Origin of the sequence: Candidatus Avelusimicrobium faecicola (genome assembly GCA_900540405.1) — a bacterium.
Lineage (GTDB): Bacteria > Elusimicrobiota > Elusimicrobia > Elusimicrobiales > Elusimicrobiaceae > Avelusimicrobium > Avelusimicrobium faecicola.
The window spans coordinates 1-18,810 of sequence record UQFW01000029.1 but is presented as its reverse complement, the minus strand read 5'-3'; the positions used below and the strand labels follow the sequence as shown (position 1 = coordinate 18,810).

18 protein-coding genes are annotated in these 18,810 nt (G+C 51.1%); 3 read left to right on the top strand and 15 right to left on the bottom strand.

Features of this window, described 5'->3' with window-relative positions; all coding sequences use genetic code 11:
- On the top strand, window positions 1-598 hold a 598-nt coding region (locus tag ACQY18_RS04015; RefSeq protein WP_428038943.1), incomplete at its 5' end, for a hypothetical protein.
- A gap of 197 nt (window positions 599-795) precedes the next feature.
- On the opposite strand, the gene obgE is transcribed toward ACQY18_RS04015, so the two are convergent.
- The 9 genes from obgE to ACQY18_RS03970 all read right to left on the bottom strand — a co-directional run bounded on the left by obgE (window position 796) and on the right by ACQY18_RS03970 (window position 10,862).
- The gene (obgE, locus tag ACQY18_RS04010; RefSeq protein ID WP_428038942.1) at window positions 796-2,175 is read right to left on the bottom strand and encodes a GTPase ObgE; all 1,380 of its coding nucleotides are present in this window, start codon (window positions 2,173-2,175) and stop codon (window positions 796-798) included.
- Between the two features lie 51 nt (window positions 2,176-2,226).
- The gene (locus ACQY18_RS04005; RefSeq protein ID WP_176777823.1) at window positions 2,227-2,370 is read right to left on the bottom strand and encodes a hypothetical protein; all 144 of its coding nucleotides are present in this window, start codon (window positions 2,368-2,370) and stop codon (window positions 2,227-2,229) included.
- Window positions 2,371-2,460: 90 nt separating this feature from the next.
- Window positions 2,461-2,844, bottom strand: a complete 384-nt coding sequence (rpmA, locus tag ACQY18_RS04000) for a 50S ribosomal protein L27 (RefSeq protein WP_176777824.1) — start codon at window positions 2,842-2,844, stop codon at window positions 2,461-2,463.
- Between the two features lie 20 nt (window positions 2,845-2,864).
- On the bottom strand, window positions 2,865-3,176 hold the full coding sequence (gene rplU / locus ACQY18_RS03995; RefSeq protein WP_176777825.1) for a 50S ribosomal protein L21: 312 nt from the start codon (window positions 3,174-3,176) through the stop codon (window positions 2,865-2,867).
- Between the two features lie 111 nt (window positions 3,177-3,287).
- Window positions 3,288-4,367: a tRNA 2-thiouridine(34) synthase MnmA gene (mnmA, locus tag ACQY18_RS03990; RefSeq protein WP_428038941.1), complete on the bottom strand. Its 1,080-nt coding sequence runs from the start codon at window positions 4,365-4,367 to the stop codon at window positions 3,288-3,290.
- 81 nt (window positions 4,368-4,448) lie between these two features.
- Window positions 4,449-6,371 (bottom strand): LTA synthase family protein, encoded by a 1,923-nt coding sequence (locus ACQY18_RS03985; RefSeq protein WP_428038940.1) that lies wholly within the window; start codon window positions 6,369-6,371, stop codon window positions 4,449-4,451.
- 2 nt (window positions 6,372-6,373) lie between these two features.
- Window positions 6,374-7,591 (bottom strand): HD domain-containing phosphohydrolase, encoded by a 1,218-nt coding sequence (locus ACQY18_RS03980; RefSeq protein ID WP_176777828.1) that lies wholly within the window; start codon window positions 7,589-7,591, stop codon window positions 6,374-6,376.
- 11 nt (window positions 7,592-7,602) lie between these two features.
- Complete coding sequence (locus tag ACQY18_RS03975) at window positions 7,603-8,877, bottom strand: 4Fe-4S dicluster domain-containing protein (RefSeq protein WP_428038939.1); 1,275 nt, start codon at window positions 8,875-8,877, stop codon at window positions 7,603-7,605.
- Window positions 8,877-10,862 (bottom strand): FAD-binding oxidoreductase, encoded by a 1,986-nt coding sequence (locus tag ACQY18_RS03970; protein ID WP_428038938.1) that lies wholly within the window; start codon window positions 10,860-10,862, stop codon window positions 8,877-8,879. The genes ACQY18_RS03975 and ACQY18_RS03970 overlap by 1 nt, the downstream gene beginning before the upstream one ends.
- 80 nt (window positions 10,863-10,942) lie before the next feature.
- Between ACQY18_RS03970 and ACQY18_RS03965 the strand changes: the two genes are divergently transcribed.
- Complete coding sequence (locus tag ACQY18_RS03965) at window positions 10,943-11,737, top strand: metallophosphoesterase (RefSeq protein ID WP_428038937.1); 795 nt, start codon at window positions 10,943-10,945, stop codon at window positions 11,735-11,737.
- A gap of 61 nt (window positions 11,738-11,798) precedes the next feature.
- On the opposite strand, the gene ybeY is transcribed toward ACQY18_RS03965, so the two are convergent.
- The 5 genes from ybeY to ACQY18_RS03940 all read right to left on the bottom strand — a co-directional run bounded on the left by ybeY (window position 11,799) and on the right by ACQY18_RS03940 (window position 16,498).
- A complete protein-coding gene (ybeY, locus tag ACQY18_RS03960; protein WP_176777832.1) occupies window positions 11,799-12,242 on the bottom strand; it encodes an rRNA maturation RNase YbeY in 444 nt (147 codons plus the stop codon).
- Window positions 12,239-13,186 (bottom strand): PhoH family protein, encoded by a 948-nt coding sequence (locus ACQY18_RS03955; protein ID WP_176777833.1) that lies wholly within the window; start codon window positions 13,184-13,186, stop codon window positions 12,239-12,241. Before ACQY18_RS03955 ends, ybeY begins: the two co-directional genes overlap by 4 nt.
- Before the next feature lie 37 nt (window positions 13,187-13,223).
- Window positions 13,224-14,432, bottom strand: a complete 1,209-nt coding sequence (locus tag ACQY18_RS03950) for a glucose-1-phosphate adenylyltransferase (RefSeq protein WP_428038936.1) — start codon at window positions 14,430-14,432, stop codon at window positions 13,224-13,226.
- 22 nt (window positions 14,433-14,454) lie between these two features.
- A complete protein-coding gene (gene thyX, locus ACQY18_RS03945) occupies window positions 14,455-15,084 on the bottom strand; it encodes an FAD-dependent thymidylate synthase (RefSeq protein WP_428038944.1) in 630 nt (209 codons plus the stop codon).
- A 76-nt stretch (window positions 15,085-15,160) separates the two neighbouring features.
- A complete protein-coding gene (locus tag ACQY18_RS03940) occupies window positions 15,161-16,498 on the bottom strand; it encodes a hypothetical protein (RefSeq protein ID WP_428038935.1) in 1,338 nt (445 codons plus the stop codon).
- 58 nt (window positions 16,499-16,556) lie between these two features.
- On the opposite strand from ACQY18_RS03940, the gene ACQY18_RS03935 reads away from it, so the two are divergent.
- Entirely contained in the window at window positions 16,557-16,937 is a 381-nt protein-coding gene (locus ACQY18_RS03935; RefSeq protein WP_176777837.1) for a MazG family protein, read from the top strand.
- A 290-nt stretch (window positions 16,938-17,227) separates the two neighbouring features.
- On the opposite strand, the gene ACQY18_RS03930 is transcribed toward ACQY18_RS03935, so the two are convergent.
- A complete protein-coding gene (locus tag ACQY18_RS03930) occupies window positions 17,228-18,250 on the bottom strand; it encodes a squalene/phytoene synthase family protein (RefSeq protein ID WP_428038934.1) in 1,023 nt (340 codons plus the stop codon).
- Window positions 18,251-18,810: the final 560 nt, after the last annotated feature.

The window sequence follows — 18,810 nt, the reverse complement described above, 5'->3', positions numbered from 1 at the left end:
ACTGGGCGGGGATGTTGCCAACAACAAAACCTATAAAGATGTGTATTTAGTGTGCGGCACTGCGGCGCCAGAACCGGAGCCGGAGCCGGAACTGACCTGTGCCAACTATGATTATAAATTTGCCCATAAAAGCGAATGCTGTAAGTCTGCCCCCAAAACTGATACTGTGTGTTGGACGGAGTCTTTCGTTTGGGGGCCGATAAAAGCTATCTCTGGTAATTTTACTATGCGCTATGGGGCGGCGAGTAGAGTAACAGGTGATAGGTGCCATGCCCCGGTGAGCCCTTTGGTGTCCACATTGGTTTCCCCGGAACAACTTAATACGTCGGGATTTATTCGTTGCCCGGGGAAAGATTCTAGTCAAGTGAAAGGACAAACGTGTTACCCCACCACAGATATTGGGCCGGGTATAACTACTACTACCCGTTGCTTGTACGCCGATTACACGTCTGCAGACGATTTGCCGCATGCCTACTATGTGGGGTTCCAGGGGTGCACAGTGAAATCGGAATGGAACGGTGACTATTGTGATTGTAAAGCATCCAGTTGGGCCGGACATGAATGTATAAGCAATGGATTTAAGAAAAACGGCTGGTAGTTAATACTTGCACAGTTAAGGGGCTCTTAACGCTCCGGGATATGCCCGGGCGTTTTGGACGTGTGCTTCCGACCAGTCCTGCGGCGAAACGCAGGGAGAATGTTATTAGTTTTCAATTAACCAGACCTCCCGTTGGCAATCCCAACGAGAAACGGGCCCCCAGACATGGGGGCCCGCTGTTTTTGGTTAGAAAGCACTTACTGTTTTTTGGCTTCCCGCCGTGCGCGGCGTTTGGCCAAACGCTCGTTTTTCGTTTCGCGGCGTTTATATCCGGTGTGTTCCGGCGCGGTGGGGGCTTCTTCGTCAAAATTCCCGTTCCATTCAAATTCGCGCCCGCCCACAGTTAGCGGGTCACCGTCTTGCACCCCAAATTTAAGAAGGGCTTTTTCCAAACCGATTTTTTTGAAAATCCCCCGCAAGCGGGTCACGGCTTCCGGCTGGGCAAAGTTGGTCATACGGATAAATTCTTCCACCTTTTTGCCTGTAATGTGAATTACGCCGTCTTCGTCTTTTTCAATGCGGAACATCGGCTCCACCGTGTGCAACGCGGCTTCCTTGACCGCCGGTTTTTCCACGGGTACAGGCGTGACGGACAACACTTTTACCACTTCGTCCAACACTTCGTTTACGCCCTCGCCCGTGGCGGCGGACATCAGCATTACTTTGCATTTTTTGCATTTCTTTTTAATGGTTTCGTACGCTTTTTGGGCACACGGTAAATCCATTTTGTTTACGGCAATAATGCGCGGCTTTTTGGCCAGTTCTTTATCAAAGGTTTTCAGCTCGTTTTCAATGACTTTAACCGATTGCGCCGCATCCATACCGTCAAAGCCTTCCGGGTCCACCAAGTGCAGTAAAATGCGGGTGCGTTCAATGTGTTTTAAGAATTGGTACCCGAGCCCCTTGCCCTCGCTGGCGCCCTCAATAATCCCGGGGATGTCCGCCGTGGCAAAACTGCGCCCCTTGTGCATGGTAATACCCAAATTGGGGTTTAAGGTGGTAAAAGGGTAATCCGCAATTTTGGGCCGTGCGGCGGAAATGCGCGTTAAAAAAGTGCTTTTGCCCGCATTGGGAAAGCCCACCAGGCCCAAATCCGCCAATACTTTCAGCTCTAAAATCAGGGTCACTTCTTCGCCGGGTTGGCCCAGCTCCGCAATGCGCGGGGCGGTGTGGTTGCGGGTTTTGAAAGATTGGTTCCCGCGCCCGCCGCTGCCGCCTTTGGCTACAATAATTTCCTGCCCTTGCTGGGTCAAATCGGCCAATATTTGGCCGTTTTGGCGGATGATGGTACCGCAAGGCACCAAAATAATTTTGTCTTCCCCTGCGCGGCCTGTTTTGTTATAAGTGCCGCCCTTTTCGCCGTTTTGGGCTTCAATATGCGGGTTATAGGCCAGTTCCAACAGGGTGGTCAGGTTGCTTTCGGCGCGGATAATCACGTCCCCGCCGCGCCCGCCGTTGCCCCCGTTCGGGCCGCCAAATTCAATAAATTTTTCCCGTCTGAAAGAAAGGCAGCCGTCGCCGCCTTTGCCGGCCGTCACATAAATTTTAACACGGTCTAAAAAGCTTCCTGATTGCATAATTGTATTCCTTTTGTAAAAACATCCTGCCGGGCGAACCCGGGTTTTGGCTTAATTTATTTCTTGTGCCAATAATTGTTTGGATAAACGGCGCTTGGCCTTGCCCCGCGCCCGTTTGGCTTTGCGCCGGGCGGGCGTTTGCGTGCAAGGGTAGGCCCATTCGTCTTGTTTCGTATGTAAAATATCCGGCTTCATAGGTATATTGTACCACACCCGCGCCCGGTGTGGCGGCCTAACAAAAAAAGCGGCAGGACGAATCCCGCCGCTTTTCAAAATCTTACGATTTTATTTAGCCGTGTCGGCTTTTTTCGCTTTGGCGGGCGCTTTTTTAGCAGCCGGCTTTTTAGCGGCGGCTTTAGCGGCCTTGGCGGGAGCCTTTTTAACAGCGGCTTTTTTGGTTTCCTTTACTTCGGTTTCTTTCGGGTAAACGGAAACTTGTTTCTTGCCGCGGGTCACCCATTCAAAAGTGACGATGCCGGCCACGCGGGCAAAAAGGCTGTCATCACTGCTGCGGGAGACGTTATTACCGGGCAGGAACTTCGTACCGCGTTGGCGGACGATAATTTCCCCAGCGTTTACAAACTGGGAGCCGTAGCGTTTAATACCTAAACGTTGGCCGTGGCTGTCTCTTCCGTTAGAGGAAGAACCTTGTGCTTTTGTATGTGCCATAGTTTATCGCTCTCTCCCAATTACGCCAACTGAATGTCGGTGATTTTAATTTGCGTTAAATCCTGACGATGACCTTGGGTTCTTTCGTACCCTTTTTTCGGTCTTTTTTTGAATACGAGGATTTTGGGACCTCTCAAATGTTTTACCACTTGAGCGGTGACCTTGGCCGTATTACCGGCTTTGGTATCTGCCGAGGTACCTTCTTCGTTCGCGGCCCAAAGAACTTTCAGTTCCACATTGGCACCCGCTTGCGCGTCCAGTTTTTCAACCTGCAGATTTTGACCGGGTTTCACCCAGTACTGTTTTCCACCAGTTTCAATAATTGCGTACATAGTTTTTTACCAATTAACGGGCATTTTATATTTACCGAAACGGTACACACAAAAAAGCCCTTTTAATTTGTCTTTATATTATAGTATATTTTGCTTGCACTATACAAACGGCTATTTGATTATGCCGCCGCCCAGTACCGTGTCCCCCGCGTACATCACGGCGGACTGGCCGGACGTAATGGACATTTGCGGCCCCGCAAACCGGGCGCAAATGCTGCCGTTTTCCAACACCGTCACGGTGGCTTCGGCCGGCAAGTGCAAATTGCGTATTTTAATTTGGCACTCAAACTTTTGGGCGGGCGGCTCCCCGGCTACCCAACTGACGTTATCGGCTTGCAATTCGTGCGCAAACAGCGCCTCTTTCGGGCCGATAACCACTTGGTTCTTGGCCGCGTCCAAACGCACCACATACATAGGCACTTTGAAGCCGCTGATACCTAACCCCTTGCGTTTGCCAATAGTGTAGCCCCAAATGCCGTTGTGGCGGGCCACTTTCTGCCCGTCCAGCGTGACAATATCCCCCGGCTTATTGGGGAAGTTCAGCAAATCGTTGTAATCGCCGCAGTAAAAATCCTGGCTGTCCTCTTTATCGGCTACGGACAAACCGGCTTGGCGGGCAATTTCGCGTATTTCGGGCTTGGTGCGCTCCCCGAGCGGGAACAGCACCTTGGAAAGTTGCTCCTGCGTTAAGCGGTGCAAAAAGTAGCTTTGGTCGCGCGATAAATCCACCGCTTTTTTAAGCAGATATTTGCCGGTTTTTTCATCCAGCACCACGCGGGCATAATGGCCGGTGGCAAATTTATCAAAATGAATCCCTTGCGCGCGGGCGGCTTGCGGCAACACCCCAAATTTAATGCGGCTGTTGCACAATACGCACGGGTTGGGCGTGCGCCCGCAGGCGTATTCACTGCGGAAGTTTTCCAACACCACCTGGCGGTAGCGTTCGCGGCAGTCCACGGTTAAAAACTCAATGCCCAGTTTTTTGGCAATAGCTTCAATTTCGCTAATGTCTTCTTTTTCCGGCGCCAGACACGCGTTTTTGGCGTGTTCACCCTGGGGAACAGGTAAAGACGGGTCCCAAATCAGCATGGTGGCCCCAATTACGCGGTACCCCGCATTTTTTAATATAACGGCCGTGGCCGCGGAGTCCACCCCGCCGCTCAAGCCTACTAATACAGTCTCTTTTTCCATCAAATACCTCTTTGTATAAATTGTACTTAAGGTTGAAAGCCAAAAGGACTTATATATTGTATTAATTTTGAGCCGCCCCCGCTACTTTTGCGGTTGGTACCAAGCGTTGCGGCTGAACAAGGCGGTGGTGGCTTTGTCCAATGCCAGAACATCTTCGGCCAGTTGTTCCGGTTGTGCGGCGGAAGATTGGGCAAGCTGTTCGCGCGTGTGACGCACAAAGCCGTCGTCCGTAATCAGGGCGATAGCGCCGCCCTCCGTAATAAAAGCAAAGTGCGGGCCTTGCGCGTTTAAGGCATTTTTGCCCAGCGCCGTAAAGGGGGAATCCATTTGCAGTAAATGGTATATGGTGGGGATAAAATCCAGCTGGGAAACGGTATAATCTATTTTTTGTGCCGGCAGAAATTCCGGCGCGTACAGCACAAACGGTATGCGGAATTTTTGGTGGATTTCATCATCTTTTTGGGCGGTGCCGAGGGTGTGGTCCGCCATAAAAACAAACAGCGTGTTTTGCATCCACCCCTCTTGGCGGGCGCGTTCTAATAAAGAGCCGATGGAATAATCGGCATAATAAAGTGTATTAAGGTAGCGTTCTTCTTCGGTTTTGCCGGCATATTTTTGGAATTGGTCCGTCGTTTTATTAAACGGAGTATGGGTGGTGCCGGTAAATGTAAAAATAAAGAACGGCTGTTTGCGTTGGTGGCTGGCGGCCGCTTTGTCGGCGGCGAATTGCAACAGGTCGTAATCATAACCAAAGTCTTGCGGTTTTTGGTACGGCATCAGGCGGGGAAAATCTTCCATGCCGAAACTTTCCTGCGTATAAAAAATGTTGCTGGCTATGGCACACATTTGGTAAGAGCTGCGCAAAGAGGACTGTGCAAACATGGTGTAATAGCCGCGTTCATTTAATGCTTGCGGCAGCGAGGTAATGGCATTCATCTCAAGCCCTTGGGAAAAGTGCGGCAATCCGGGTACTAACGCAACCCCGCCCAACGCGGCGGATAAACCGTAAATGCTGCGTACCCCAGCCGCATACGCATGGGTAAATACGGTTCCTTGCCGGACGATTTTATCAAAATGAGGGGTCACCCCGTATGTGCCGCCGGCGAGGGAATCTATATAGTGCGGAGTCCAACTTTCCAGCAGAACCACAAACACATTATACGGTTTGAATGCACCCGCCTTTTTGATTTGGCGCATCAGCGGATAGGCGGGATTGGGGATGGTTTCATCCGGGGCGGTTAATAGTTGTTGGGCGTGCAGAAGTGCTTTGGTTTCATCCATCGGGTTTTTAAGTGCGCCGCCTTTGCGCATGGTATGCACAGCGGTAAAAGCGCCGTTAAAAGTAAGGGTGGCTTGTGCGGGGCTGGAGGAAATGGCATAAATATCCCGTAGGCCCAGCGGTTTATTGTGCAAGCGCCCCCGAAAACCAACAAACAGTATAAATACGGCTATCAGCCAACCGGCCAGCAGTTGATAGAACGGATACGGCCGCGGCGCATAGTGGCGGTTCAGATAACGGTATGCCGTCCAAAAGGCGGCGCCTGTTCCAGCACACAGCAAAAATAGCGCCAATTTGCATTGGGCAAAGGCAAAGTGGAGCAGAAAGCTTTTTTCTCCCCAAACATTTAATAATTCTTCGGCCATGTGGCGTTTGGCTTGCGGAAAATAAATAGCATCTGCCGTTAGAGTGCCTGCTAATACCACCCCGGCCGTCAGCAAAAGCCCCAAGCAAAATCTGGCCCAATTTTTACTTTTTAGCGGCAATAAAAAGAGTGCCGCCGCCGGCGCCATAAATAAACAAATAATAGAAATATCAAACCAAAGGCCATAGAGAAAAGCATGCGCCACTTGCCCCGCCGTAAGCGTATTAAAAACATGCGCATAGCAAAGCCATAAGGCGGCGCGGAACGCGGAAAGTAAACCGAGCATTCCTAAACCAATCCATCCCAGTAAGGTTAGTTTGGTGGGCCAATCTTGCTGGAAGTTTTTATTAAAAAAGTGCATGGTCAGTGTTGACCTTGTTTGGCCAGGGCGGCGGCCGCCGCATCAGAGGCCGAGGAGTGCTGGCGTTCTTCTGCCGTAGCGTACACGGCGGCGGGAGCGTATAATTTGCGGATGGAAGGATAAATCTTTTTGAACGCGGCCACTACCCGCGGGTCAAACGATTTGCCCGCCTCGCCCAAAATATATTCATAGGCGTCGTCGGTCTTCCACGCTTTTTTGTATACGCGGAAAACGCATAGCGCGTCAAATACGTCGGCTACCGTCACAATGCGGGCCTCTATCGGTATTTCTTCCCCTTGCAAGGCTTTGGGGTAGCCCAGGCCGTTCCATTTTTCGTGGTGGTAGAGGCTCATTTTGTGGGCAATTTGCAAAATTTTAGAGTGTGCCCCTTCCAAAATGCGCCCGCCGTAAACGGTGTGGGATTTCATAATTTCAAATTCTTCCGGGGTCAGTTTGCCCGGTTTTAGCAAAATGTTGTCCGCCAACGCCACTTTGCCTATATCGTGCAGCGGGCTCGCGTTTTTGATAAGCTCGGCCTCTTTTCTGGTCATGCCCAGGGCCAACGCCAGTAAATAAGAAATAATGCTGATGTTTTTTAAGTGGGCGCGGGTGTCTTGCTGGTCGCGGTATTCCGCCGTCACAGCCAGGCGGTAAATGGTTTCTAACTGGGCTACATGCACATCTTGGTAGAGTTTGGCAATTTCTATGGCGCTGGAAGCTAACGTGGCCAGTAAAAGCAAAATGCCCTCGTCTTTTTTATCAAAGGGGTTGCCGTCCGATTTATTGGCTACCTGAAATACCCCCAACACGCGGCCGGAGTTGTTTTTAAGCGGAACGGCCAACAGGGTGTGGGTGCGAAAATCGGTCACCATGTCTACATCCATGCAAAAACGGGGGTCTTCGTACGCGTTGGGCAGGTTAATGGTTTCCCCGGTGCGTGCGCAAATGGAAATAACGCCGTTGCCGTTAAGCGGCACGCGGATTTCGGTATGTTCCAAGCCGCGCCCTTGCGCGATTTTGGACCATAACTCGTTTTTTTCCACATCTTTTAGGTAAATCGTGCAACGGCCCACATCCAGCATTTTGGTAATTTGCTGGGCGATGATATCCAGTAGTTTATCTAGGCGTATTTCGCAAGAAATGCGGGTGCCGAACTCCACCAGCAGGTTGAGTTTTTCTTCTGCGGATAACTTGGACGTTTCCGTTTTGAATGGTTGCATAAAAATACCGTTTACAACTGTGCAATATGCACAGCCCGCGCGTGCGGGTAAAGTTTTTGCAGCCGGTAGTTAAGTTCCATGGCGGCCAGCCCGTTGAGCAGTACCACAATTTCGGTTTGCTTGCGGGCGATTTGCTGCACCCTTTCCAAACATACCGCCTCTGCCAAGTTGCCCTTTTGGAAGGCATAACCGGCAGTGGGGGTATCTTTATACTCATACTGTACCAAATTTTTCTTAAAAATAACACGCAGTATTTTTTCGCTCTGGGTAAACGCCTCTGTTTGAAAGGAAAATAAGGCGCTGTTATCCAGTTGCGCGCGTTGGGGGAGCGGGTTTTGCGCGGGCATATATTGGGCAATAAAGCGCACCCGCGCGGCAAAACGCTCCGCTTTGCGGCGCCAGGTTTTGCTATGCAGGAATAGGGCCGGATAATTTTTCAAAAACGCATAAACATCGGCCGAATCCGTCACCACCGGGGCGGCGCCTTCGCCGGCGGCTGTTATCAGCTTGCGTGCGGCCAAGCGGCTTAACCGCAAGGAGCCATATACATATTCAAACAAGCCGCAGGAAAGCCCAAACAGCACGTTGACCGGGTGCCCGGCTAATTTTTTCAGCGCGCTTTGGCCCAGGTTGCTGTCCAAATAGGCGGCTTCCAAAGACGGCAGATAAAAAACGTCCGGGTTGGAATAATCTGTTTTTACCCCGCCCTTTTTTAACTGTTTTTTTAAGCAGATAGTCTGGCGCGGCAAAATATCGTCCGCATGGTTGACCCAACGCAAAAACGGCAGGCGGGTTAGCCCGCAAAAACGCAACATTTTTACCGCGCCCCGGTTGCGAAGCCCCGCCAAAAAGCGGACGGCAAATTCAAACAAACGCGGGTGCGTGCCCCGCCAGGAAAGGAGCGTCTGCAACGCCAGCGGCAACAGGCGCACTTTCAGCGTGCGGCGCAGTTCCAGCAAATGCTGTGCGGTGGGGGTCCGCCCGGCGCAAACGGCCGTACACGCGCCGCAGAACAGGCAGGAGCCCAGCGTTTTTTCCAGTTGCGGCGCATAAGGGGCCGGCTTGATTTTTTCTTCCAGCAGTAAACGCAAAATTTGGTTGCGCCCGCGGGGGGATTGGCTTTCGTCTTGTGTCAGGCGGTAAGTGGGGCAACTTTGCGCGCACATATTACAGCGGTTGCAAAAGCAGACACTTTCGTACACGGTGCGCCAGGATTTTGCATGGGGGAACTCCCGCACATGCTCCTGCGGGTTTAGCGGGTCTAATTCCGGGTATCCGGGCAACATTATTTTTCCTCCTGCAAAACGCCAAATAAATTTTTAGGGTCTGCGGCGGCTTTTACCGCGCGCAACGGGGCGGGCCAAAGCGGTTGGGGCGTGTTTTGGGTTTGCGCTTTTTGGGGTTGGGCAAAAATCTTAAACGTAATTTGCGTAATCAGGCCCAACTGCCCCCGGCTGCCCGTAAACAAACGGCATAAATTGTATCCGGCGGCGTTTTTCATCACTTTGCCGCCGTAAGTGATTATTTCTCCGTCGGGCAAAATAGCTCTTATCCCCGTCACCTGGCGGGCAAACGCCGGCGCGGCATTAACGGCTAAACAGCCGCCCAACGTGCCTTTATCCGCCGGGAACGCGGCGTAAACCCCTTCGGCCTCCAGGCGGGCTTGTAAATCTTGGGTGTGTACGCCGGCTTGCACGGTGGCGGTGTAATTTTGCTTGTCAATTTCCACCACTTTGTTGAGCCCGCGCGTGCGCAGGGCCCGGGGCGAATTGGTTTTACAGCGGGAGCCTGCCCCGGTAATCACACTGGTTTCTCCGGCGGCAAAGCGGGCCTTTATTTGTGCTTGCAAGGCTTGTTCGGCCGGGTCCGGCGCGGTTTGCTCTTTGGCTTTTTCGGCAAAATTGACCGGGATAATTTTTTCCGGGTTGGATAAATTAGCCGGGTCCAGCGCGTGTTTTAATGCGGCCATAAAGCGCAAGGTGGGGGCATCGTACATAAACGCCATGGCGGCGCGTTTTTCCACCCCCACGCCGTGTTCGCCGGAGATGGTGCCGCCGCATTGCGCACAGGCGCGCAGAATTTCTTGCTCGGCGCGGGCGGTAAGGGCGGCTTGCGCGCGGTTGCGCGCATCAAACACCAAATGCGGGTGGAAGTTGCCGTCCCCCGCGTGGAACAACAGCCCCGCTTGGAGCTGATACTTGCGGATAATTTGGCTGACGGCTTGCAACGCTTGCGGCAGTTTACTGCGCGGAACGGTGCCGTCGCCCACAATCACGTTGGGGGCCATAAGCGTAGTGGCGGCATACGCCGCGCGGCGGCCCGCCCATAGTTTTTGGCGTTCCGCTTCCGTGCGGGCGGCCTTAAAAGTTTGGCAATGGTTTTGGCGGCAGATTTCTTCCAACTGGGCGGCTTGCATGTGGATTTGTTTGGGTTGTCCGTCCAGTTCCAAAATAAGCAGAGCCTCGGCATCCGCCGGGTAGCCGGCGCGGGCATACGCTTCCACGGTGCGCGTGGTGGCGTTATCCATGGCTTCCACACAGCGCGGGATAATGCCGCGGGCGGCTAAATCCGTGACGGTTTGTATGCTTTCCTGCAACGAAGGAAACGTGACTAAAAAGGTTTTAATATGCTTGGGCTCGTCCGTCAACCGCACGCAAATTTTGGTAAAAACGCCCAGGGTGCCTTCGCTCCCGCATAAAAAGCCGAGCCAATCCGGCCCTGCGCTTTGGCGGGAAAGCCACACGCTTTGGCCTTGGGGGCTGACCCACTCCGCCCCTAAAATATAATCCGCCGTGCCGCCGTATTTCATACAGCGCGCCCCGCTGGCGTTTTGGGCCAAGTTTCCGCCCAACGTGCATACGCGCGCACTGGCCGGGTCCGGCGCATATAAAAGGCCCCACCGGGCGGCTTCTTCCTGCAACGCGGCGGTGGTTAGGCCGGGCTCCGCTATGGCGTATTTTTCTTGCGTGTTGATTTCCAATAAACGGTTTAAGCGGGTAAAATCTAAAATCACTCCGCCTTTAAGCGCCGCGCAACCCCCGGCGTGGTTGGTGCCCGCCGCCCGCGGCGTAAATGGGATTTTATATTGGTTTAATAACCGGATAACACCGGGCACGCAGGCGGTATTGGGGAGTAAAGCCACCGCATCCGGCCGCGTGCGCGACAGGGAACAATCGTACGAGTGCAGAGCCAGGGAAAGTTCATCTGTCAGTAGGTTTTCCGGGCCGAGCAGTTTTTGTAATTGTTGAAGAATGTGGGCGTTAATATACATATTTTCTAAAAATCCGGTTGCACATAATGTAAACGCTTTTTGTATACTATTATTATATTATTTAGTGGACCTGCAAAACTATGGCTGACGAAAAAAAGGCGCGTAAACTGGTGGTGGTGGGGGATGTACACGGACAGTATGATTCGTTCGTGCGTATCTTGCGCCATGCCGGGTTGGTGGATGACGCCTTGCACTGGGCGGGCAAAAACAACCGCCTGCTCCAGGTGGGGGATATTTTTGACCGGGGCCCCCAACCGCGTATGGTGGATGATTTGCTGGATAAATTACAGCGGGAAGCCGGCGACACGCAGGGGGAAGTTATCCGCCTGGTGGGCAACCACGAATTAGAACTTTTGTTGAGCAACTATTTGATTTCCGGGTTCAATAAAGAAGAAGCCAAACTGGTGCGCGATAAACTGCGCCGCCAAGTGTTGGACGGCGCTTTGCGTGCGGCGTATGCGTACAAAGGGTATTTGTTCACCCATGCGGGCATTACGCGCAAACTGCTTAAAATTTTTGAGCTTCAGCTGGAACACACCACCCCGGTTAATTTGGCGTTGCTAATCAATATGATTTTCCGCGAAGCGATTAAGCACGAATTTTACCGCCACCCGATTTTTAACATCAGCATTACCCGCAGCGGGCCGGACCGCTACGGCGGTATTTTTTGGGAAGATTTAGACGATTTATTAAATTCCTATCCGCAAAGCCCCATTAAACAGGTGGTGGGCCATACCCAAGTGGATAAAATTAATTTGAATAACGGCCACAACATTATCCCGGTGGATGTGGGCCTGCACCGCAAACTGGAATATGTGGTGTTTACGGAGGGCGTGCCGGAAGTACACGAGGCCCAGTTGGCCTCCGCCGTTTAAGCACTTTGAACCACCCAAAAAGAGCCCTTTTCAAGAGGGCTCCTTTTTTATGGCTGAAACTTTACTGCGGCAGGGTTTGGGCGATAATTTTTTCGGCCCGGCGGTCCATCTCCGCGCGTTCGGGCGGGGTGTGGTCGTCCATGCCGGTTAAGTGTAAGCAACCGTGTACGGCGTACATCATCATTTCCTGCAAAAAAGTATGCCCGAAGTTTTTGGCCTGCTCGCGCGCGACCGGGTAGCACACAAACACATCCCCAAAGGCCCACGGTTCCGCGGTGGTAAATTCCGGCCGGGGTTGGTTGAAGGAAATAACATCCGTCACATAATGGTGGTCTAAATACGCTTTGTTAATGCGTAAAATTTCCGCCTTGTCTACAAAAATAATGTTGGTTTCGGCGTTTTCCCGGGCGCAGGGTTTTAAGGCCGCCAGCGCCGCTTTTTTGAATAGCCCCGTGCGGCGCAAGTGCGCGGGCACGTCCGTTTGATAAAAAATATTTACTTTCATTTGGTTTCCTTTTGCGGGTGTTTTTTCTCCCATTTTTCGTACGCGCTTAAAATGTTTTTAACAAGCGGGTGGCGCACTACATCCGCCTGTCCGAATTGGATAAACGCCACGCCGTCCACTTTTTTTAATACGTCCGCCGCCTGCAAAAGGCCGCTTTCGCTTTTGCGGGGCAAGTCTATTTGGGTTAAATCCCCGTTTACAATCATTTTGGATTTGACCCCCATGCGCGTTAAAAACATTTTCATTTGGGCCGGCAGGGTGTTTTGGGCTTCGTCTAAAATAATGAAGGCTTTTTCCAGCGTGCGCCCGCGCATATAAGCCAAGGGCACAATTTCAAGCACGTTGTTATATTTCATCGCGCGGAAGCGTTCCCCGCCCAGCATATCGTAAAAGGCATCATAAATCGGGCGCAAATACGGGTCTACTTTTTCTTCTATATTTCCGGGTAAAAAGCCCAGTTTTTCGCCGGCTTCCACAATCGGGCGCGTCACAATCACGCGCTCCACCATGCCCAGCTCCAAAGCGCGCAAGGCGCACGCGCAGGCCAAAAAGGTTTTCCCGGTTCCGGCAGGCCCGGTGGAAAGCACCAAATCGTTGGCAAAAACGGCCTCTATGTATGCTTTTTGGTTTTCCGTGCGGGCTTCTATCGGGCGGGCGTGTTCCGGGCGGAAAACGATATTATCCGCAAACGGTTTAATGTCTTTAAGCAGGGTGAGCGGCTTTTTTTGCTCTGAAAGGGCCAACTCTTTTTGTATTTTAGCCAAGGCTTTATCCACGCGGGAATTGGTGCCTTTAATAGATAATTCCGCGCCGTCTTCCTGCGCATTGTATTTAATAAAACATTCCACGCGCATTTCTTTTTCCAGCGCGCGCAGTTTGCTGTCCTGTATGCCCAAAACAAGCAGTAATTCGTCTTGATTTTTTAATTTTACGGTTTTAATCATAATAAAAAACCGCGCGGGTTGCGCGCGGTTTGTGCGGTTAAAATTTGCTTTTCCCGCGCGGTATAACCACAATGCCGGACGGGTCTATATAATACTTCTGCGCGTCGGCTTCCGGGTCGTGCCCGATAGTCTGGCGCGGGGCGGTGGTGTTAAAGCGGTCCATAATTACTTTTTTTAATTTGGCGCCGGCTTTAATTTCGCACGAGTCCATAATCACGCAGTCTTCAATTTCGGCCCCTTCATGCACAATCACGCCGGAGCTTAACACGCTGTGTTTGATTTTGGTTTTGGGGTAAATAATACACCCGTTGCCCAGCATGGAGTCTATCACCGTGCCGCCCAGATTTTTTACCGGGGGCAGGCGGGAAGCCGTCGTGTTGACGGGCCATTGCGGGTTGTTTAAGTCCAACTTCGGCTTGGGTCCCAGCAAATCCATATTGGTTTGCCAAAAGGATTCAATGGTGCCCACGTCGCGCCAGTAGCCGGGTTCTTCGTACGGTTTGGCCCCGGGCAGTGTTTGGCTTTGGAAGTTATAAGCAAAGGTGCGGTGGTCCGTTAAGATTTTAGGCAAAATATGTTTGCCGAAGTCCAGCGCGGGCACATCACAAAACCGCTTTTGCAACACTTGTAAAAGGACATCCGTATTAAAAATATAGTTGCCCATGGAGGCATACGCCATTTTGGGGTTGCCGGGGATGGGTTGCGGTTTGGCGGGTTTTTCGTCAAACTGCACAATGCGGCTGTCTTTATCCACACCCAACACGCCGAACGCGGACGCCTCTTTAATGGAAACAGAATTGGCCGCCACCGTCACATCCGCTTTGTTTTTCAAGTGAAAGTCAATCATTTGGCGCACGTCCATACGGTAAATATGGTCCGCGCCGAAAATGGCCACCAAATCCGGGTTGAAATCTTTTACCAGGTTAATGTTTTGGCGTACGGAGTCCGCCGTTCCGCGGTACCAAATTTCACCCAGGCGCATTTGCGGCGGCACGCAGGTTAAAAAGTGGTCCGGGATAATCCCCTCGCTGCGCCAGGTGGTGCGCAGGTATTCAATTAAACTTTGCGATAAATACTGCACCAACACATACGACGAAAATATGCCGGAATTGACAAAATTGGACAGTACAAAATCCACAATTCTGTAATTGCCGCCAAACGGCACGGAAGGTTTGGAACGGTCTTTGGTCAGCGGATAAAGACGTTCCCCTTTGCCTCCGGCCATGATAATACCCAGTATTCTCATAGTTCCCCTCGTTTTATTTAGTTTATTCGGAGCCTAACGGCAGTTTGCGGCTTAAATTGTCAAACGCTTCCCAAGACCACGGCATTTTTTCTTGAAAGATTTTGGCAATCGCATCCGCATAGACGCGAATTTCCCATTGCGCGTGTTTATCGGTGCGCAGGGATAAAAAGTTAAGCAAACTGCGGGCGTTGACGCTCCAGTAAAATTGGGTATATTGGCAGACGGGCAAAACGCCGCGGGCCATTTCGCGCGCTACGCCGGCTTCAATTAATTTTTTATAAGCGGCGTAGGAGGCTTCCACGCTGTCTTCGTACAGTTTAATCAGGGCTTTTTGGTCCAGGGCGGAAGACGGCACGGAGCCTTGTTTGTTTTTGGTGTCCTGCCCGCGGAACTGGGCCGGAATGTAAAATTCGTCCTGCACTTGGGTATAGCGCGCGCTGACTTCGTTATAAGAGCCCCAGCGGTGGCGCATCCATTGGCGGGCAACAAAAATCGGGCAGCACACATGGAATTGGAAATAACAATGTTCAAAAGGGGTGTGGTGGGCGTGTTCCAGCAGGTATTTAATCAGGCGTTTGTCTTGTTCTTCCCCTTTGGATACTGCCCCAAAAGATACACGCGCGGAGCTAACCACACGGTTATCCCCGCCCATAAAATCTACCAGGCGGATAAAGCCTTTGTCCAGCAAGTCTATTTTTTCGTTAGAATCAGTCACAATTTCTCCCAGGTTATTTGAAAATTTCCCGCAACGCGGAAGTTCCGTCCGGCAAAACTTCTGCCGCCAACACGGCGTTTGCCGTACAGGCGGTATCGTACACATATCCGTCCAGTTCCACGGTATCGGTAATAGTCAAACGGCCTTTTTGTAAATTCAGAAAATGTATTTTACCGCTCTGGTACATACCAAACATATCGGACAATACCCCTATTTTGGCGGTGTTTTCCACGGCGGCCAGCGTGGCGGCGCCGTCGGGCCCGTATACTTGTACAGATGGATAAAATTTTAATACGTCTTGTTTATATTTTACACGATTTGGAGCCCCGGCGAAAATGTCTTTGCTTTCGGCCGAGCGTTTGTGCTTCAGTTCCGCCCGCAAAGCCCCGTTGGAAACCGTGTAAATAAAGCTGTCGGTATCGTCTTCCAATTCATATTCGTTTACCCCGGTCAGCCAGTTGCGGCGGGTGTTCAGGCGGTCGTCGTCCAACACAAATTTGCCGTGTTTGTAATCCACTTCCCGCGCGCTACCGGGGCGTGCGCCCATCACAAACGGTTTTTGGGCCCAGAGTTCTTTATCCGGCAAGCAACCCAATTCTTTTACAAACCAAGGCAACGTGTGGGTTTGTACGAGCGTGTTGTGTTGGTTTTCCAATACAGCGGTGGAAATTTGCTCCCGCGCGGCCTGGTAATAGGTGACGAAAATTTGGGCCGAGCCGGTTTCTTTTACGTCCACGGCGGAAAGCGTAATGGGCGTAAAGGTTTTAGGCAACTGCCACTGCAAGGCCGCGGCTAACCGGTCGCCGGACGGGTTCCACACCGTCACCACGCCTTTTTGGCTTAATGTAATAAACTGCCCCGGGGCGGAAACATTCCCGGCGCTGAGGCTGATAACGGTTTGTTCCACAGGCTCATAAATTTTTTGTGCTTTGTTGGAAACAGGTTTTTTAGCGGGAGCGGCCGGTTGCACCGGGGCCACTTGCGCGGCGGGCGCGGGTTGCACCGGGGCTACTTGCGGCGCGGCAGATTCAAAAACGGCTTCTGCGCCCACGGCAAATTGCGGGGCATCAGCCAAGTTTCCCACGGCGTATAATTTTTGCACTTCCGTCACGGTGCCCGGGTTGGAATACGTAAAAATATCTCCCAAGTTTTTGCCGGTTTTCGGGTTAATCAGGGTTTCTTTGCCGGTAATTATTTTGAACGTATCCCCTTTGGCCACCGGTTTTTTTAAGGCGGAAATATCCATATAAAGTACAGGGCCCTGTTGTTTAACCAACGTGGCGTTTTGGGCCCAAAGCGGGGCCGCACTTGCGCATAAAATAAAAAGTAAGGTAGTTTGTTTTATTTTCATATAATAACTGTATAGCATTTTTACGGGGAGCAAACAACCCAAAAATAGGAGTAATTTTATGAAACATACCTTTCAGGATTTAGTAGAAACCTTTGCCGTGTTGCGCGGGCCGAACGGTTGCCCGTGGGATAAAAAGCAAACGCACGAAACATTAATCCAGTGTTTGAAGAACGAATCGCAGGAATTAATAGAAGCCATTGAAAAGAAAGACGTAGAAAATATGAAAGAAGAATTGGGCGACGTGCTGTTGCAAGTGTTAATCCATAGCCAAATTGCGGCGGAAGAAGGCCAATTTACCATAGATGATGTAGTAGATTATTTGTATGAAAAACTGCACCGCCGCCACCCGCACGTTTTCGGCACCAACGCCCACGCCGCCACGCCCGAGGAAGCCTTGGCCCTGTGGAAAGAAGTAAAAAAACAAGAGCGGGCGCACTGATAAAAACCAGCTTATTATTTTGCTTGCGGCGGTGCGCACCTGCCCGCGCACTCCCGGCAACCCATAAAAAACCCCCGCATATTATTTCGGGGGTTTAGCTCATTCTTGTCATTTTCATGACTGATGTTCCTCTTTCCTAAGGGGGCTCTGTGCCCGGGTCTTTATGCAATCGGGTGGCACACTGTGCTACCGGCAACTGCAACCAGGGGCTTCAGGCTGTCCCTAAGTACTGTGTACTTATAATGTAAGCGGATAAATAAAAATTTCAAGGGTAAAAAAGGACCTATTTTTTATAGGCCCTTTTTGTCCGACGGAAACTTATTTAATTTGCGTTGCAAACAGGCACTAAAACCCGCATTGGTGCCTATAATCAGCGGCGTGAACAGCATGGTGGCATAAATAATTTGGCGGGAAATTTTTACTTTATGGGCCGGGTCTAGCAGGTTGTTTTCCAAAAACACCTTATATAAGGTATCCGCCGTCCATAATACCGGCCAGGCTACGGCCGCCCGGTGGCGCACTTGGGTAAGCGGCAAGGTTTGCATATAAGTATGGGCGGAGGCCAGTTTTTCAATGGCCCATAAAATCCACTTGCGTTTGATAGGCTCAAAGCGGGGGGCGTTTTCTTCGTTTAATAACTCGGCCGGAGCCAGCCCGGCGCCGGATAATTCCGTAATGGGGAAGTAGCAACGCCCAATCCGCAAATCGCGGGGTAAATCCCGCAAGATGTTTACAATTTGCAAAGCATCCCCAATGTTTCTGCCCAGTTGGCAAAAGTCCTGCTCCGGCAAGCCAATTTTTACGGTAGACGCAATCAGCCGGCTCCAAAAAATGCCCGGTGCCCCACCCATTAAATGACAATAATTTTCCAAATCTTTTTCGGTAGCAAGTGCTTTTACGGTGGCGGCATTTTCAGCCGGGAAGGTAGTTAAATCAATTTGCATCCCTTCACACACGCGGCACGCCACTTCCAACGTGGCGGCCTGCTGGGCGGCGTTTAAGCGTTGGAATGCTTCCAAACAAAGGGGAAAATTTTGCAAAAGTTTTTCTTCGTACGGGTTGGCAGAGGAGCCGGAAATTTCCCGCACCAACTGCTCCGGTTGGGCGCCGTCCGGGTGGGCAATCATATCCGGGTAGCGGGTAATCCAATATAAACGGCGCTCCGGCGGCAACAGCGCGGTATCGGCAATGCTGTCCGCATAGCGGCAAAGCAGGTAGGCCGTTGCAAAAGCATCCCGGACGGGGTGCGGCAAGGCCCGGGCGCTTAAATATAAACTGCGGGAAGTTTGTTTGAGAAGCGTTTGCGTATCCATATATATAAGGATAGCAAATTTTCTGTTTTGCGCGCGGAGATGTTGGGGTTGCGCGCGGCGCGGATAAATGCTATCTTATTATATATAGGAAGTAAAACTAACACGCAAAAAAATAATTTGACATTTGCCAACAAATTAGTTATACTAACTATATAAGGAAACAAAAAGGTTGTTTCCACAGAGGTTTCAAGAACCCTTTTCAAAAGGAAAAGAAAAAGGGTCTTGACTTTTCTGTCTTTTTTTGCTAGACTATATGAGTAGTCAGTAATTGTTCTTTGTAAAGATTTAACAAACTTCTGAATTTTTAGCTTGCTTCAAAACAGGCATAAAACTTTCCGGCAGCGAAACGTCACCTTATTTTAGAAAAGGCTGAAGACGGGCTGAGCCTAGCCGGTCAAGTTAGTTCTGTGGGGCAGGCATAAAAATAATATATAGTAGTACCTGTTGAGCTTATCCCTTGGGTCCTTAGCGGCCGCGACTTAATTGAATATTCCAATAAGTTTTCAAAAAAAGCTTGACAATCGTAAAAATATTTGCTTTAATAAAAGAGTAGTAAGGAT